Source organism: Cryobacterium sp. TMT4-31, from assembly GCF_004403385.1.
GTDB lineage: Bacteria > Actinomycetota > Actinomycetes > Actinomycetales > Microbacteriaceae > Cryobacterium > Cryobacterium zongtaii.
The window spans coordinates 36,753-53,053 of record NZ_SOGI01000006.1; the positions used below are offsets into that span (position 1 = coordinate 36,753).

The window sequence follows — 16,301 nt, forward strand, 5'->3', positions numbered from 1 at the left end:
GGTGAGCGGGCCACCTGGCCGTGACGCACAGCGGTATCCGGCCGGTCTGGGATGTGTCCCTGCACCGGTTGTGGGTGTTCCAGGGCCCGGGGGTTAGTACCTGCGTTTTAGTTTTCTGTTTCAGTTGCAGTTCGTGTCCAGTGGGGGGCTTTGATAGTGACCGATTTCGTAGAGATGCCGTTGTTGCCGGTTTCGGATGCGGCCCACGGTGGGCAGTTTGATTATGGCGTGGCCGGAACGGTGAAGTCGGCGTTCGAGTCGGCGGCACTCAGGGTTGAGGAAGAGTCGGGTTCGCGCGGGACGCATGTCACGTCGGCGATGGAAGACTTCCAGGGACATTTCTCAACTGTTTTCGCAGCCAACGCGGGCGTGGCGGTCACCGACGCGTCAGCGTTGGCAGAGGCCATGCGGACCGTCGCCGGATACATCAACGCCATGACGTCAGATGCGATAAAAGAGGATGCGCGGCGCGTCAAGAACAACGCGTGGGTCCGTGATTACAACGACCGGGACGTGTTCGAGCAGATCGGTGACTGGTGGTCAGGTGGCGAAGCGCGGCCCGACATGGAGCCGACCAGCGCCCCCAAGTTTGGTGCGACCGTGCCCAGTACCGGGTCGCGGGACACGCCATCGCCCGGCAGCGGATCCGCGGGAGGGACGTCCTCGGCGCGGCCCGAGTCCTTGCGGTCGTTCGCGGCTAGCTCCCGCAGCCTGGATGACGGTTTGGCTGGAGCCCCCGGCACGCTGGAAGGCCACCTCTCAGACTTTGCGTCCAGTTGCAACTGGGGCACGATCGATGCCGCCGGCGTGGTCAGCGCCTACCGTGCGTATCTGACCGCCAACGAAAACGATGCGAACTGGGCCGTGACCGTGGCGGACGCGTTCGCTGCCGCTGGTGGCGAGGGAAACATCTCGACGGTCTCGGATGCGGGCGTGGCTGCGGCGCTGGCTGCGGCAGGTGTCGGTGCCAGCCGCACGGCGCTGGTCGTGGCTGCGCCGAAGGCGGCCGGGGCCATTCCCACCAGCGGGTACGCCAACGACCCGGTGAACACAGCCACGGGTAACTTCATCGAGCCGGAATCGGATCTGGGGTTCACCGGCATGGCCGCCAACGTCGTTCTGTCGCGGATGTATAACTCGCTGGCGTCGGGACTGGAGGTGCCTGGCGTGTTCGGTCCCGGCTGGGCCTCGGTCCTCGACCAGCACCTCGCGGTCTCCGACGAGGGGTGCCGGTGGGTGCTGGCCGATGGGCGCGCCGTCGACTTCCCCCGCGAGGGGTCCGGCTGGGGCCGGGCGGTGAACGAGAACTTCTGGCTGAGCCAAGAACCGGCGGCGACCATTGACCTGGCCGAGCTGCGCCACCTGACAGTGGGGACCCCGGAGGTTCTGGTGGTCCGGGACAACCAGGGTTCCTGGTGGGCTTACAGCCTGGCCGGGGTCTGGCTCGGGTCCGGATCGGGTGCGGACCGCACGGTGTCCGCGGTGCGGGATGCGCCGGCCGACGACGGCACGGTGGGACCGGTGACCCGGCTGGCGCATGCGCGGGGCCGGTTCCTGGAGGTGGACTACCTGGACGGGCGGGTGGCCGTGGTGCGGGCGTCGGACGGGCGTCGGGTGGAGTACGCCTACGACGACGCCGGCCAGCTGACCGGCGTGGTGACGGACCTGGGCACGCGAACGTACCGGTGGAACGAGCAGGGCCTGATCGAGGCGGTCTTCTCCTGCGCGGGGGTTCTCGAAGCGGAAAACACCTATGACGAGCACGGCAGGGTTGTGCTCCAGGTCACCCAGCACGGGCGCCGAACCCGGTTCGCGTATCTGCCGGGCCGGGTCACCGTGGTCTCGGATGAGGACGGTACCCGCTCCAACTCGTGGATCGCCGACGCGAAGGGCCGCCTGGTCGGGGTGCTTGATTCCCACGACCACCGGCAGTCGATGGCGTATGACGGCCACGGAAACCTCGTCTCCTTCACCGAGCGCGACGGAACCGTCACGGTGCACGGCTACGACGGGCGGGGCCGGCGAACCCGCACCGTCACCCCGGAAGGCGCCGACCTCACCTACGGCTGGGACGACCACGACCGCATCGATACCCTGGTCACCGAAACCGGTTCGGTCATTTCCTTCGAGTACGCCGACGCGGTGACCCGGGACCCCTCGGTGATTCTGGACGCGCTGGACGGGCGCACCGAGCTGGTGTGGCGGAACGGGCAACTGGTCCGGGTGCTGGACCCGGCAGGGGTGACCGTCAGCTTTGACTACGACGACTTCGGTGACCTCGTCGCCACCCAGAACGCGGTCGGAGACATCGCGAGGATCGTCCGCGACCCGGCCGGCCGGCCGGTGGCGGCCATCACCCCCTCCGGTGCGCACACCCGCTTCGGTTACGACCTCGCGGGGCTGCTAGTTCGGCGGGAAGACCCCGACGGCGCCGTCTGGACGTTTGAACACGACCTGGCCGGGCGCACGACGGCATCCATCGCCCCGGACGGCGGACGCACCGAACTCGAATACGCCGGCAACGGTGAGCTGGTGCGCACCATCGACCCCCTGGGCCGCAGCATCGAGCGGGTCTTCGACGAACTCGGCAACGTCACCGCCGCCGTGCTGCCCGACGGCGCCCGGTGGGGCTTCGTGCACGACACGCTGTCCCGGCTCGTGGGGATCACCGACCCCGCCGGCCACGACTGGGCGCGGGAGTACGACCAGGTCGGTGCGCTGAGCGCCGTCATCGACCCCACCGGCGTGCGCACGGACGCCACCACGGACCGGCAGTCGGGCACGGCCACCCTGGCAGACGCGTTCGGGAGCGCCACCTACAGCTTTGACACCTACGGCCGCCCCACCCGGGTGCAAGGTGAAGACGGCTCCGCAGAACTCATCTCCTATGACCCGGCCGGCAACCCGGTGGAACTGGTCGATGGTGAGGGCGGCCTGACGGTGCTCGGCCGGGACGTGGCCGGGAAGATCACCTCGATCACCTCCCCCGCCGGCGCGCTCACGCAGTACGAGTACGACGGATGCGGCCGGCCCTGGAAAACCACCGACCCGCTCGGCGCGGTCACCGAACTCACCTACGACGCCGACCAGCGGGTCAGTGCGCGCACCCTGCCCACGGGCGAGGTCGAGACCTTCGAGTACGACCCCTGCGGGCGGCTCCTGTCGCGCCGGAGCCCCGGCCAGGGTGTGTCCCGGTATGGGTACGACAAGGCTGGGCGGCTGAGCTTTTCCCAAGACACCTGGTACGGAACCCGCCGGTTCACGTACAACACCGCGGGGGAACTGACCGGCACCGTCAACGGTGTGGGCGGGCGCACCCGGTTCGAGTACGACGTTCGCGGGCGCCTGGTGCGGGTCACCGACCCCCTCGGCGGGGTGACGACCCGCACCTACACGGCCACCGACCAGGTCGACGCGGTCACCGACCCCCTCGGCCGGGTCACCACCGCGACCTACGACCCCGCCGGCCGGCAACTATCCCAGACCACCCCGGACGGCCACACCACCACCTGGACCTACGACGCCGCCGGGCAGGAAGCAACCACCTCGGTGGACGGGAAGCTCCTCGCCTCGATCAGCCGGGACCGGCTCCGCCGCCGTGTGGTGATTTCGGATTCACTGGGCGGTGAGGGCCTGGCTGTGGAGCACGAGCTGGGCTTTGACCGGTGCGGGCGGCTGACCTCCCGCACCCGCGGGCCCCGCGGGTTGTCCTGGGCGTACGACGCCGATGGCAACCGGACTGCGTTCACCGACGCGCACGGCACTACCACCACGTATCGCCGGGATGCTGCCGGCCGGGTGACCGCCGTGAGTAACCCCGCCCTCGGCGAGGCCACTTTCACGCACGACCGTTCGGGGCGCATCCTCTCTGCCACGGCGGGGGAGCTGGTGCAGGAGTGGGTATACCGGTACGGGAGCCTGGCCGAGCACAGTCGTGCGGACCGTTCTGACCCGGGCACGGCTGATGTGACACTGCTCGGTCGGGACGGCGACGGCCGCATCACCGGGCTGGCCCGGGCTGGGGCGGTGACCCGGTACGGCTACGACGGTGCCGGGCAGATGGTCTCGGCGGCCACAACCCGGAACGGGGAGCAGGATACGTCCGTTCCGGCTGTGGTGTCGGAGTGGGTGTATGACGCCGGCGGGCGTCTGGTGCAGGAATCCGCCCCGGGCGGTTCCCGAACCTACGAGTACGACACCGCCGGGCAGTTGGTGTCGGTGACGGAACCGGACGGGTCCCGGACGGAGTATGTGCATGACGGGTTGGGTCGCCGGACCCGACTGATCGGTACCGACGGGTCCTGGACCGAATACGCCTGGGGACCCACCGGCCACCTCAACACCACCACGGACCGCACGCCCGACGGGATCGCGATGTCCCGGCATGAGCTGCGGGTGGATGCCCTGGGTGAGCTGGCTGGCGTTGACGGCACGGAGCTGTGGTGGGACACCGCCAGCCCGTTCCCGGTGCTGGCCGGTATCGGCGACGGGCAGGTTTTGTCGTTACCGGGCGGTGTCACCGGGTTCGGGGACGCGTGGATGGCGCCGGGCTGGCGTGCGGCCCGCCCGACCGATCAGACCGACCCGTGGGCTGTTATCGGCTCACCGACCATCCCGGACCCGGCACCCGGAGGCACGCCCGGTGCTGGTTCTGCCGGGTTGGCCGGACTGTTGCCGGCCGGGATCACCCTGACCGGCAACGGCGGCCTGGACATCGCGGGACTGGAGTGGCTCGGCGCGCGCGCCTACGATCCGGCCAGCCGTGGTTTCCTTTCCACCGACCCCCTGTCCCCGATCCTGGGTGCGGGCTGGGACGGCAACCCCTACGCCTACGCTGGCAACAACCCGCTGAACACCACCGACCCCGCCGGGCTGCGCCCCCTTACTGACGCGGATCTCGAGGCCCACGATCAGGCGGCTGGGAGCCACTGGGAATACGTTGCCGGTGGGTTAGCGATCGCTGCCGGAGTTGCGCTGATGTGCACTGGGGTGGGCGGCCCGGCTGGCATGGTGCTGATTGGTGCAGTATCCGGGGCATTGGCGAGTGGGGGCATATCGACGATTTCCCAGAAAGCAGCGAACGGTGCCGTGAATTGGGGACAAGTGGGCGTGGAAGCCCTTGCGGGCGGTGCCGCTGGCGCTCTGGGAGGGGCTGGCGTCGCTGCTGCTCGCATCACAATGGCTGCCGCGTCGAGCGTAACCAGATTGGGTGGATACGTCGCTATCAACGCAGCTGTCAACGGAGCCGCGGGTGCAGTTGGCGGTGGGGTCATCTACGCTGCCAAGAACGGAGGCGTCCAGGACTGGCGAGGTCTCGCTGGTGCCATGGTTGGCGGCGGCGTGAGCGGAGCTGTTGGGGGTTTAGCGGGACCGGCGGGCGGAACTCTGGCCAAAGCCGCTGGTTTCGCAGCGAATTCGCCCGCTGCAGGACTTATTGCCCGAGCGCCAGCACGGTTGATAATGACTGCCATTGGAAGCGGCGGTGGCGTAGCTGGAATTGCTGCGGATAGGGCGATATCCGGGGAACAGCTTCAGATTGGAGACGTGGCGTTGTCTGCTTTTACTGGCGGCGCTCTGACTCATGTCCCCGGCGGCCCTTCTCCGTCGAGTACCCTGGCCCAGGCGGCTCGGACCAACGCCAGCACGTTGTCGGGACTTCGCGGCGGCGTGAACGGAACTGCACTAGTGCGCTCGGCAGCTGTAGGAACTTCCCTTGGGGGCGGATTCGATCTCGCGAACTTCCTGCTTGTAGGTGATTGAGGATATGAGAGATATGCAGAATTCGTCGCCGCTTTCTCGCTTTGTTCGAGGGACCTGGGCTCTCCTGGCCACGGCACTGGTGTTTGCATTAGGGACCTTTTTCGTCCTCTTTTCCCTGACTAACGGTTCCAAAGGTGTGGAGATCGCCGCCTTGATTGTCCTTGGCCTTGTAGGGGGCGGTTCAGTCCGAGCTTTCGTTCGCGAAAACTTGGTGGCGGTTGTTCTCTTCGTCCTAGTTATTGCGGAGTGCGCGCTTCTTTCTCAGTCTCCTGAACCCTGGTCCAGGATCTGGCCGGTTCTGATACCAGCCAACGCCATCGGCGTGATGGTCGGCAACACCGTCAGCGAAGGATTACGTGAGAGTCGGCCAAAGGTACTGCGTGATGTGTGGGTGATCAATGGTGCTCAGGAGCAACGGACGGAGAGTGCGAAGACAGCTTCATTGGATGCCCTCTCTTTGTGGGACAGCGCGAAGTCAGGGTGTTTCCGTGTTGAACGCAAGGACGGATTGTTCGAGGCGATGGGTAACCCGGTGACCGGTTTCATCGTGCACTGTGCAGCACATCGGCAGGAAGAGGGCGAGTGGCGGATTCTCGGTTCCATCGTCGGAAAGGCTGAGACCGAGATTTCGATTCCCTCAGGCCCTGCATATGCGCCCAGCGGCGTTGTGGTCGACCTGGAGACTGCAAAGGCGGCATTGTTGGGATTCTTCCATCATCGGGGGCCGGATCCGGAGCTCACCTGGACATCGGGTGATCAGGTGCTGGATCTGAAATTCGGCTGATACTCATGCGTCTTGAGCGGTCTTTGACGAACTCGGCAATGTCGCCGGCGCGGTGCTGCCGGCCACGGCTGGGTGCGGGAGCGGTGACTGTTTCCCATTTTTCCCTTTCGTGTAGATGACGGCACCCGCGTGACCGCCAGCACACAAACTCCCCGTCACCAATGCGGAATAGCCACCCAGGGCAAGTGACGACCGCGCACAGCCTCCATCGATTCACCACTTATGATGCACACGAAAGACAACAGACATGTCCGCTGAAACCGGTTTGAAGTTCGTCATCATCGCGTTTGCCGTACTACTTATCGTGGCCGTTCGGTGGTGGGCACGAAAGCACCCCAACCGGTCCAAGGAACATCCCGATCGGCGCCGAATGGTGAAGTTCATTCCGATCGTCGGCTGGCTCGTTGTGATCGTGGGAGCCCTCATGACTATCTTCGCCAGTTTTGCCGACGGAGATGCACTGGGTCAGTACATTACTTCGGTGGCAATGCTCCTGGGCGGAACCGGGTTTCTGCTGATGTACCGGAACTTTTACGTTGCTCCACGCGACTACGAGGTTGCGTTCCGCACCATGCTCGGCAAGGAACGTGTCATCACCTACACCGACATCGACCGTTACAGCGCGATGCCTCCGTTTGTATACATCAGGTCCACAAAGGGGGTAAAGCTCAACCTGAACACCAATATCTACGACATGACGCCGCTGCTGCGCGCCATCGAGATCCGCGACGCCACCGGCCACTGGCCCGTCCACCCTGCAGTCGACCCACAGGACGTTGTCGGTTGAACGCATCAGCCGCCGCACTCTCGACCCGGGGCATCCGGTGAGACGAGTAGTGATTGGCACCCGAACACGTATAGACCGGGGAATGAAAACTAGGGTCCGAACCGCTACGTGAAGCCTCTAATTGCAAGCGATTGAGGATATGAAAGATATGCAGGGCTGGCCATCTTTTCTTCATTTCCTCCGGGCAGCGTGGCTTCTGTGGGTGATGGTTCTGTTTTTTGCCGGGGGGATATTTTTTTCCACACTCTCCTTGACTACAGGGGCGCACGGTCTGGAGATCGGTTTACTGCTTGCTGCCGGCATTCTTGTGGGGGGCCTCGTCCGGGGGCTCGTCAGAGCGCGTTGGGTGACGACGATACTTGTCCTCGTTGTCGCAGTGGAAGGGCTGCTTCTTTCCCATTCCACCGCTCCTTGGTCTAGCCTCTGGCCAGTGCTGGTTCCCGCGACAGCAATTGGCGTAATGGTCGGCAATGTAATCCGCCTCGCAGCATTAGATAGTAAACGGGAAGTCATCCGTGATGTATGGGTTGTTAATGGTGTGGAGGTGCCGTTGACTGATCGCGCGAAGAGTGCGTCGACCGCATCGCTTTCGTCCTGGGATAGTGCGGGGGCGGGACGTTTCTATGTGCAGCGCAACATGGGTTTGTTCGAGGCGATGGGAAGTCCGGCGACGGGCTTTATCGTGCATTGCGCAGCAAATTTCCGGGAAGAGAAGGAGTGGTGGATGCTCGGCTCGGTTGACGGCAATGAAGAAACCGAGATCGTAATACCCTCGGGAGCTGCGCATGCTCCCAGCGGTGCTGTGGTCGATCTCGAAACTGCAGGCAGGGCTTTACTCGGCTTCTTCCATTACCGGGGCCCTGACCCGGAGCTTGCCTGGACGTCTGGAGATGCCGCACTTGATCTGAAGTTCGGCTAGCTTTTTACGGTTCCTGGAGCCTCGGAGTTGAGTCTGACCCTGGACGGGTGACCCGCTCCTTCCCTGCCTACGATGGAGTTCGTGCCGGGGCTTTCGTTGAAAGCGTGGTTTGTGGCCGAAGAGACCGGAGTGACGCTGTGGTAGCTGATGGTGTGGACCCGGACCTAGGGGACAAAGCTGAGGGTGCCGGTTTCACCGAGCAGGATCTGCTCTTAGGGAAGACTGCCGCGAAGTTTGTGCGTGCACTCTGTGTAGCGGGGTTCGTGGTTTGTCTCGGAATCGGCATTTTCGTATTCATGAATGTCCCTTGGGGCACTCGAATGCCGTATGACGGGAAGTACGACCGGAGCGGGAGTGGGATTCCCATGCAGATCGCTATGCTTCCGTGCCTCGTAGTTCTCTTTGGATTTTGGTGGGGAGGAAGAAAACCTGACGCGCATCACATGCGGAAGGGGTCGCGCGTTGGGTTGTTTATCCTCGGAACGGCAATCGTTGTGGCAGGTGTCGTCGGCCAGTGGATCATGGGTGACGCGATCCTGGCTGCAGGTGGATATTTCGTCGGATAAGTGACGGCTCCGTTTAATACGAATCAGACGAATACTGCTGGGCTCTGGAATGGTGGCCTAGTTGGCAGCGGCGTCGGATACGGCGGAGAGCTGGTTCAAAATTGGCTGGGCTGGTGATAGACAGGCACAGAAAGTTGGATATCGTGACAACAACTCGTCGGCGTCCCTGGAAGGGGGCACTCATTTTCAGCGGGGTGGTATTGCTGGCGACGATCGCGGGTGTGGTGTTCGTGCCGAGGGAGCGAGTGCTTCTTGAGGTTGGAGCAATGCTCGCGGGACTGGGCGTCGGCGCCTGGCTAACGAGATTTGGTGTCCCGCGGCCGTGGATCGGTTCTGTCGTTCTCGTTTTGTTTGTCGCAGTTTGCGTGATTCTGGGTTCGTCTGGATACGCGTGGTTCGGCGGGTTCTTTGCGGGGACGCTTGCGGGAGTGGCATGGGGGCGTGCTGTAGCGAATCGCACAGTTCAGGCGGCTGCGCCCTGGACCGTGGATGCGAAAGGATTCACGACTGTGGAGGAGGCCCGGTCGGCGGCCATAGCCGCGCTGCGTTCCTTGGACAGCAAGAAATCCGGGCGGGTGTCCGTTGAGCATGGTTCCGCTCGTTTTGAAGTGGCGGGTGGGGTGGATCCGGGAATGGTGTGTCATCGGAATGCTGATTCGACCGACGACGATTCCTGGGCTGTGCTGCAATCTGCGGGCGTCGCGGATGAGTCGGTGGAAGTTCCGATGGGAGATGTACAGGGGTTCATGCCGGCGCGGTTGGTTCATGACCTGGCTTCGGTTGAAACGGCATTGGCCGATTTCCTCGCAAACCCCGAGGCCTCGTCGTTCGGTCCGGAATGGGTGGTGGGCATCGAAGCTGAGTCGACACGTCTGACGACACATTAGCGAAGGAAGCTTTCACGGCATGAGTAAACCGCAGCGGCGTCAACGTGTTATCCGCGACACATAGATAAAACTCGGTGTTGCAATACTTTTCGCTGTAGGCATCTATTGGGCCGTGCTTCAAACACTCAACGGCCTTTACGGCTTGGAGATCTTCGTCGTAGTCATTGCGGGTCTCGTCGGAGGCGGCACGGTTCGAAGTCTCGTTCGTGATCGCAACGTGATGCTTGTGTTCATCGTTCTCGTTGTGGTGGAGTCCGTTTTTCTTTCCCAACTCCCTCGGCTTGGTCCGGCCTATGGCTGGTGCTAGTGCTAGCCAATGCTCTTGGGGTCAAGGTGGGAGATATCGCAAGACAACGGATTCGTGCGGCCAAGCCGAAACTCCCTGATGTGTGGTTGATCAACGGTGTTGAGGAGCCCCGGACAGATCGAGCGAAGACGAAATCGCTGGCTGCTCTTGCATCGTGGAATAGCGCTGAGTCCGGGAGGTTCTATGTGGAACGCAATGACGCTGTGTTCGAGGCGATAGGCGATCCGGCGACGGGATTCATCGTGCATTGCGTAGCGAACGCTCAGGAGACGAACCAGTGGCGCATCCTGGGTTCAATCGAAGGAACGGATGAGACGGAGATTCGCATTCCTTCAGGCCGTGCATACGCGCCCAGCGGGGTCGTGGTCGATCTGGAGGCTACAAAGGGGGCGTTGTCGGGGTTTTTCCACTACCGGGGTCCGGATCCGGAGCTCACATAGACATCGGGTGGTCAGGTGCTGGATCTGAAGTTCGGCTGACACGCATCCGCTCGACTCGGCCGGGATGAGCTCGCCTGTTTCGGGCAAAAAAAATGGCCACCCGCGGTAGAAGCCCGCAGATGGCCAAGTGGCCCCGACCGGCGTCGATCCGGTGACCTTTCGATTTTCAGTCGAACGCTCTACCAACTGAGCTACAGGGCCTCGAACGCGGCTCGAGAGACGCCTTCGAAAGGACGAAAAGCCCCTTCTTTCGAAAGGGCTTGTCGCCTTGGCGACCCTGACCGGACTTGAACCGGCGACCTCCGCCGTGACAGGGCGGCGCGCTAACCAACTGCGCTACAGGGCCAAACTTTGATGCTTTTCTTGCGATGCTGCTGTGTGATGCTGTCTAACTTTTTGTGCCGAGTACAACATACAGTATGCGTAGCCCCAACGGGATTCGAACCCGTGTTAACGCCGTGAAAGGGCGCCGTCCTAGGCCGCTAAACGATGGGGCCGAACTCCCGGAAGCTGATGACTTCCGACGCATAATCATAAGTGTTGGCGGAGCGATAGTTCAAATCGGCCATAGTGGCCGCTGCCCGCGGGGCCGGGCCGAGGGCCCGTTCGCCGCGTGATTCCGGGCCAGAACCCGAATCCGACCCGATTCTCAGCTCGGCGTGTCGCTTTTCACCGCGCCCACGAATGGGCGGCAAACCGGAGCACCCGGGGGTTAGGTTTTATTCGAACCCTGGCCACTCAGCGGGGTTTGTTATTGTGACGAGAGTTACCACAGTGACAAATGTGACAAAGCACGAGCCCGATCGGGGAGTTATGAAGCGCACGGCCACCGTGATCAGCCGCGGAGTCAACGCCGGCCTCAGCCGGCTGCGGCCGAACCGGCAGCAGCCCCGACGCGGGCGCATCGGCGTTCGCCGGGCGACGATGGGCGTGACCGGCTTCGCCGCCGCCCTGACCCTCGCGGTGACGCTCGCCAGCCCGATCAGCCCGGCCATGGCCGTGGACTACCCGAGCTGGCCAGACGTGCTGGCCGCCAAGTCCAACACCAACGCTGCCGCCGCCCAGGTCACCGAGATCCAGAACCTCATCGCCGGCCTGCAGACCGAGGTGGAACGCACCCAGGCGGAAGCCGAGGCGCGTGGAGTCGAGCTCCAGACCGCCCAGGAGAAGTTTGACGACGCCAGCCGTCGCGCCGGCGACCTGCAGGCTCAGGCCGACACCAGCAAGACCGAGGCGGACGCCGCGACCACCCAGGCCGGTCAGCTTGCCGCGCAGCTGTACCGCACCGGCGGCACTGACCTCAGCGTCAACCTCTTCATCGACGGGCAGAAGAGCGGCGCGGGCGCCGACGAGCTGCTGTCCAAGCTCGGCAGCATGAGCAAACTCGTCGAACGCAGCACCGACGTCTACGACCAGGCCCAGACCGCCAACAACACCGCTCAGGCCCTGGGCGACCAGGCCGCTGTGGCCCAGGCCGAGCGCGAGGCCCTCCGAATCGAGGCCGAAGCCGCCATGGTGGCTGCCCAGGAGGCGGCGGACGCCGCAGCCGGTGCGCTGGCCGACTCCGAAGCGCAGAGCGTGATCCTCGAGCAGCAACTGCAGTTCATGCAGGACGCCCAGGCCACCACCACCGCGGGTTACGAGGCCGGCGTCGCAGAACGGGCCCGGATCGCCGCGGAAGCCGAAAAGGCGCGCCTCGCCGCCATCGCGGCCGAAGCCGCACGCGCCGCGGCCTCCCGACCGGCCCCCTCGTCCGGCGGCTCAACCGGATCTCCCGGCGCAGGCCTCAGCGGCGGCCAGGTCGGCAGCCAGGGTTGGGGTGTTCCCGCCGGCGGACGCATCACCGACGGCTATGGCGCCCGCGCCGTCCTCTGCGGCAGCGGCGGCTGCAGCGGCGGTTTCCACTACGGCACCGACATCGGCACCGGCTGCAGCGCTCCGATCTACGCGGCAGCATCGGGAACCGTCGAATACGCGGGCCGCAAGGGCACCTACGGTAACTTCGTCCAGATCAGCCACGGCAACGGCATCATGACCGGCTACGCCCACATCCGCGATGGTGGCATCTTCGTCTCGGTCGGCCAGCAGGTCTCGGTCGGCCAGAACATCGCCAGCTCCGGCACCACCGGCGCCTCCACCGGTTGCCACCTGCACTTCGAGGTGTTCAGCGGCGGCAACCGGATCAACGCCGTTCCGTTCATGTCCGACAGGGGAGCGCCTCTTGGCTGAGCACACGTCCACCCGCCGCTCGCGGCGTACCTCGGCCGCGCTGCTGTCGGCAGCGATGATCGGCTCCGTCACCGCCGCGGCCGGCGTGGCCGTGCCGGCCTTCGCCGACGAGGACTACCCGAGTTGGGACGAAGTTGCCAAGGCCAAGCTGAGCGAGGCCACCAAGGCGAAGGAAATCGAGAACCTCACCGGACTGCTCAAGGGCCTGCAGGAGTCGTCGGCGGTGGCGTCGCAGGGCTCCCAGATGGCCGCGGAGGCCTACAGGGTCACTCAGGACGACCTCGATGCAGCCACGGCCCGGGAGGAGAGCCTGGACAAGCAGTCCGCGGTGGCGCAGAAGGCCGCTGACACGTCCAAGATGCGCGCCGGCTTAATTGCCGCACACCTGGCCAAGACCGGTGCCCAGGACCTCTCCCTCAACCTGTTCCTCAACGGCAATACCGCCGACGACCTGCTCAGCCAGCTCGGCACGGCCAGCAAGCTCAGCGAGCAGTCCGAGACCATCTACCGGCAGGCCGTGCAGGACAAGAACACCGCGGAATCGCTCATCGCCCAGGCTGCCGCCGCCACCGCGGAACGCAAGCGTCTCAGCGCCGAGTCCAAGGAGAAGTACGAATCGGCCAGCGACGCCGCGCTGGGCGCCCAGGCCGCGCTCGACGTCGAGCTGAAGAAGTCGTCGGAGCTTTACGAACAGCTGGCCCTGCTGAAGGACACCACCGCCGACGTGGAGCGCGAGTACCAAACCGGGCTGGACGCCGCCGCATCCGCCGCCGCGCTGGCCAAGGCCCAGGCCGTCGCTGCGGCCGCCGTCAAGAACAATCCGCCGGCCGCTTCCGCACCCGATGCTCCGGCCGCTGCGGCTCCGGCGGCTCCCGCGGCTCCAGCTCCCGCTGCTCCGGCTCCCGCTGCTCCGGCTCCCGCCGCCCCTGCTCCCGCTGCTCCTGCTCCCGCTGTTCCGGCGCCGCCGCCCGTCGAGTCCGCCCCGGCCGCACCCAACGCTTCAGCCGTCGGCACCGTCATCGCCTTCGCCCGTGCGCAGCTCGGCGACGCCTACAAGCTCGGCGGCTCCGGCCCCGACGTCTGGGACTGTTCCGGTCTGACCAAGGCCGCCTACGCAGCCGCGGGCATCTACATCGGCACCCACTCGGCGACCAACCAGTACAACACCATGGCCGGTCAGGGCAAGCTCGTCTCGTTCTCGCAGGTGCAGGTGGGCGACCTCGTCTTCTGGGGTTCGCCGGGGAATTACTATCACGTGGCCATTTATGTCGGCGGCGGACAGATCCTCGAGGCGCCGGACGTGGGCAAGCCCGTTCGGGTGCACAGCATCTGGTCGCCAGGCCAGGTCGCGCCGTACGTCGGCCGACCGTCCTAAGCAACAGACCCCGGCACACAGCAGAAGCCGCCTCCCTGATGGGAGGCGGCTTCTGTCGGTTCAGCGCGTCGCTGTGGGTCAGTGACCTTCGTCGACGAGCTTCTTCAGGCCGTCGCGCACAATCTGGTCGGCCTCGGCGGCGTCGCCCCAGCCCTCGGTCTTGACCCACTTGTTCGGCTCAAGGTCCTTGTAGTGCTCGAAGAAGTGCTCGATCTCCTTGCGGGTGTACTCCGGGATGTCGGTGACGTCCTGGATGTAGTCCCAGCGCGGGTCGCCGGCCGGAACCGCGATGACCTTGGCGTCTGAGCCGCCGTCATCGGTCATGTTGAACACGCCGACGGGGCGTACGGACACGCCGACGCCGGGGAACAACGGGAAGTCGAGCAGCACCAGAACGTCGACGGGGTCGCCGTCCAGGCCCAGGGTGTTCTCGAAGAACCCGTAGTCGGTGGGGTACACGAAGCTCGTGTACAACACCCTGTCGAGGTAGACCCGACCGGTTTCGTGGTCCACCTCATACTTGTTGCGGCTACCGCGTGGGATTTCAATGACTGCGTCGTATTCGGCCATGGCCTGGTATCTCCCTTATTCGAAGTCTGCGGATAACGTTACTGGATGGAGTCCACCCGCCGCCCGCGACTGTCGCCGGCCATCGCCGACCTGCGCCGTGCCGTGCGCGAGCTGCTGCCGGAGGCCGGCCTGGTCCTGGTGGGGCTGAGCGGGGGAGCGGATTCGCTGGCCCTGGCCGCGGCGACGGCGTTCGAGGCGCCCCGGGCCGGGCTCACTGCCGGCGCCGTCATCGTCGACCACGGCCTGCAGGCCGGCTCGGCCGACACCGCCGCCGTCGCGGCCGGACAGGCTCAGGCTCTCGGCCTGGATCCGGTGCTGATCGTGCCGGTGACGGTGACGCCAGACGCCGGCGACGGCCCCGAAGCCGCCGCGCGGACCGCGCGGTACGCCGCGTTCGAGCAGGCACTGGCCGGCACGGGCGCGATCGCGGTGCTGCTCGGCCACACCCTCGACGACCAGGCCGAGACCGTGCTGCTAGGCCTGGCACGCGGCTCGGGGGCGACGAGCCTGCAGGGCATGGCGTCGATCAGCGGGCCGTACCGGCGGCCGCTGCTGGGCATCCGCCGCGTCGTGACCCGGCAGGCCTGCCTGGATGCGGGCCTGCCGGCCTGGTCCGACCCGCAGAACGCCGACCCCCGCTACGCCAGGGTGCGGGTGCGCCAACGGGTGCTGCCGGTGCTCGAGGCCGAGCTCGGGCCGGGCATCGCCGAGGCGCTCGCCCGTACCGCCGAGACGCTGCGTGAGGATGCCGACGCCCTCGACGCCCTGGTGCGGGACCTCGTCGAGGAGATCTGCGAACCGGCCGAAGCCGGCATCGGGGTGTCCGTCGCCGCGCTGGCCGTGCACCCGGCGGCCCTCCGCCAGCGGATGATCCGCCACGTGGTGGCGCGGGAGTTCGGGGTTGCCTGGGAACGCAGCCACACCTTGGCCGTCGCCAGGCTCGTCACCGACTGGCACGGGCAGAATGCGCTCGACCTGCCAGGCGTTAGAGTGGAACGTCTGGGGGGAACGCTCGTGTTTTCTGCTCCTCGACCCACCTAAACAAAGGACTCTTCCACTCCCATGGAACCTCGTGACATTGACGGCGACCTCACCGAAATCCTGATCGAAGAGACCGAGATTCGCGCTCGCCTGGCCGAGATGTCGCGGCAGATCGAAGCGGACTACGCCGGCAAGGACCTGCTCCTGGTGGGCGTGCTCAAGGGCGCGGTCATGGTCATGGCCGACCTGGCCCGCGAACTCGTGCACCCCGTCACGATGGACTGGATGGCCGTCAGCTCCTACGGGTCAGGCACCCAGTCCAGCGGTGTCGTGCGGATCCTGAAGGACCTCGACACCGACCTGCACGGCCGCCACGTCCTCATCGTCGAGGACATCATCGACTCCGGCCTCACCCTGTCCTGGCTGATGGCGAACCTCAAGTCCCGCGGGCCGGCCTCGCTCGAGATCTGCGCCCTGCTCCGGAAGCCCGACGCGGCCCGCGTCGAGATCGACGTCAAGTACCTGGGCTTCGACATCCCCAACCAGTTCGTTGTCGGCTACGGTCTGGACTACGCCGAGAAGTACCGCAACCTGCGCAGCGTCGGGGTGCTGGCTCCACACGTATATTCCACCGGCGAGTAGGCTCCGCTGCACCACGTCCTCCAGTTCACCTTTGGGCGAACACTCGGTGTTCCC

At 65.4% G+C, this 16,301-nt stretch carries 12 protein-coding genes and 3 tRNA genes; 11 read left to right on the forward strand and 4 right to left on the reverse strand.

Annotation, left to right across the window (positions count from 1 at the left end):
• Positions 1-156: 156 nt before the first annotated feature.
• The 7 genes from E3T19_RS00590 (at position 157) to E3T19_RS00620 (ending at position 10,450) form a co-directional block, all read left to right on the forward strand.
• The gene (locus E3T19_RS00590; protein ID WP_134407805.1) at positions 157-5,760 is read left to right on the forward strand and encodes a DUF6531 domain-containing protein; all 5,604 of its coding nucleotides are present in this window, start codon (positions 157-159) and stop codon (positions 5,758-5,760) included.
• A gap of 13 nt (positions 5,761-5,773) precedes the next feature.
• Entirely contained in the window at positions 5,774-6,544 is a 771-nt protein-coding gene (locus E3T19_RS00595) for a hypothetical protein (RefSeq protein WP_134407806.1), read from the forward strand.
• Positions 6,545-6,791: 247 nt separating this feature from the next.
• Entirely contained in the window at positions 6,792-7,331 is a 540-nt protein-coding gene (locus tag E3T19_RS00600) for a hypothetical protein (protein ID WP_240632273.1), read from the forward strand.
• 139 nt (positions 7,332-7,470) lie between these two features.
• Positions 7,471-8,250 (forward strand): hypothetical protein, encoded by a 780-nt coding sequence (locus E3T19_RS00605; protein ID WP_134407807.1) that lies wholly within the window; start codon positions 7,471-7,473, stop codon positions 8,248-8,250.
• Positions 8,251-8,297: 47 nt separating this feature from the next.
• Positions 8,298-8,816 (forward strand): hypothetical protein, encoded by a 519-nt coding sequence (locus E3T19_RS00610; RefSeq protein ID WP_134407808.1) that lies wholly within the window; start codon positions 8,298-8,300, stop codon positions 8,814-8,816.
• 143 nt (positions 8,817-8,959) lie between these two features.
• On the forward strand, positions 8,960-9,703 hold the full coding sequence (locus E3T19_RS00615) for a hypothetical protein (protein WP_241979887.1): 744 nt from the start codon (positions 8,960-8,962) through the stop codon (positions 9,701-9,703).
• A 492-nt stretch (positions 9,704-10,195) separates the two neighbouring features.
• Positions 10,196-10,450 carry a hypothetical protein gene (locus tag E3T19_RS00620; protein ID WP_134407810.1) on the forward strand — a complete coding sequence of 85 codons (255 nt, stop codon included), beginning with the start codon at positions 10,196-10,198 and terminating at the stop codon, positions 10,448-10,450.
• A 128-nt stretch (positions 10,451-10,578) separates the two neighbouring features.
• On the opposite strand, the gene E3T19_RS00625 is transcribed toward E3T19_RS00620, so the two are convergent.
• The 3 genes from E3T19_RS00625 to E3T19_RS00635 all read right to left on the reverse strand — a co-directional run bounded on the left by E3T19_RS00625 (position 10,579) and on the right by E3T19_RS00635 (position 10,947).
• A tRNA-Phe gene (locus tag E3T19_RS00625) sits at positions 10,579-10,651 on the reverse strand.
• Between the two features lie 68 nt (positions 10,652-10,719).
• Positions 10,720-10,796 (reverse strand) — tRNA-Asp (locus E3T19_RS00630).
• 78 nt (positions 10,797-10,874) lie between these two features.
• Positions 10,875-10,947: transfer RNA gene (locus tag E3T19_RS00635), tRNA-Glu, on the reverse strand.
• 286 nt (positions 10,948-11,233) lie between these two features.
• On the opposite strand from E3T19_RS00635, the gene E3T19_RS00640 reads away from it, so the two are divergent.
• Positions 11,234-12,679 (forward strand): peptidoglycan DD-metalloendopeptidase family protein, encoded by a 1,446-nt coding sequence (locus tag E3T19_RS00640; protein WP_134407811.1) that lies wholly within the window; start codon positions 11,234-11,236, stop codon positions 12,677-12,679.
• A complete protein-coding gene (locus E3T19_RS00645; protein WP_241979894.1) occupies positions 12,672-14,054 on the forward strand; it encodes an NlpC/P60 family protein in 1,383 nt (460 codons plus the stop codon). Before E3T19_RS00640 ends, E3T19_RS00645 begins: the two co-directional genes overlap by 8 nt.
• 78 nt (positions 14,055-14,132) lie before the next feature.
• Here E3T19_RS00645 and E3T19_RS00650 read toward each other — a convergent pair whose 3' ends face one another.
• Positions 14,133-14,624: an inorganic diphosphatase gene (locus E3T19_RS00650; RefSeq protein WP_088457321.1), complete on the reverse strand. Its 492-nt coding sequence runs from the start codon at positions 14,622-14,624 to the stop codon at positions 14,133-14,135.
• 45 nt (positions 14,625-14,669) lie between these two features.
• Here E3T19_RS00650 and tilS point away from each other — a divergent pair, with 45 nt between their 5' ends.
• Positions 14,670-15,665 (forward strand): tRNA lysidine(34) synthetase TilS, encoded by a 996-nt coding sequence (gene tilS, locus E3T19_RS00655; RefSeq protein ID WP_088457320.1) that lies wholly within the window; start codon positions 14,670-14,672, stop codon positions 15,663-15,665.
• A gap of 21 nt (positions 15,666-15,686) precedes the next feature.
• Complete coding sequence (gene hpt, locus E3T19_RS00660; RefSeq protein WP_088457319.1) at positions 15,687-16,247, forward strand: hypoxanthine phosphoribosyltransferase; 561 nt, start codon at positions 15,687-15,689, stop codon at positions 16,245-16,247.
• Positions 16,248-16,301 lie beyond the last annotated feature (54 nt).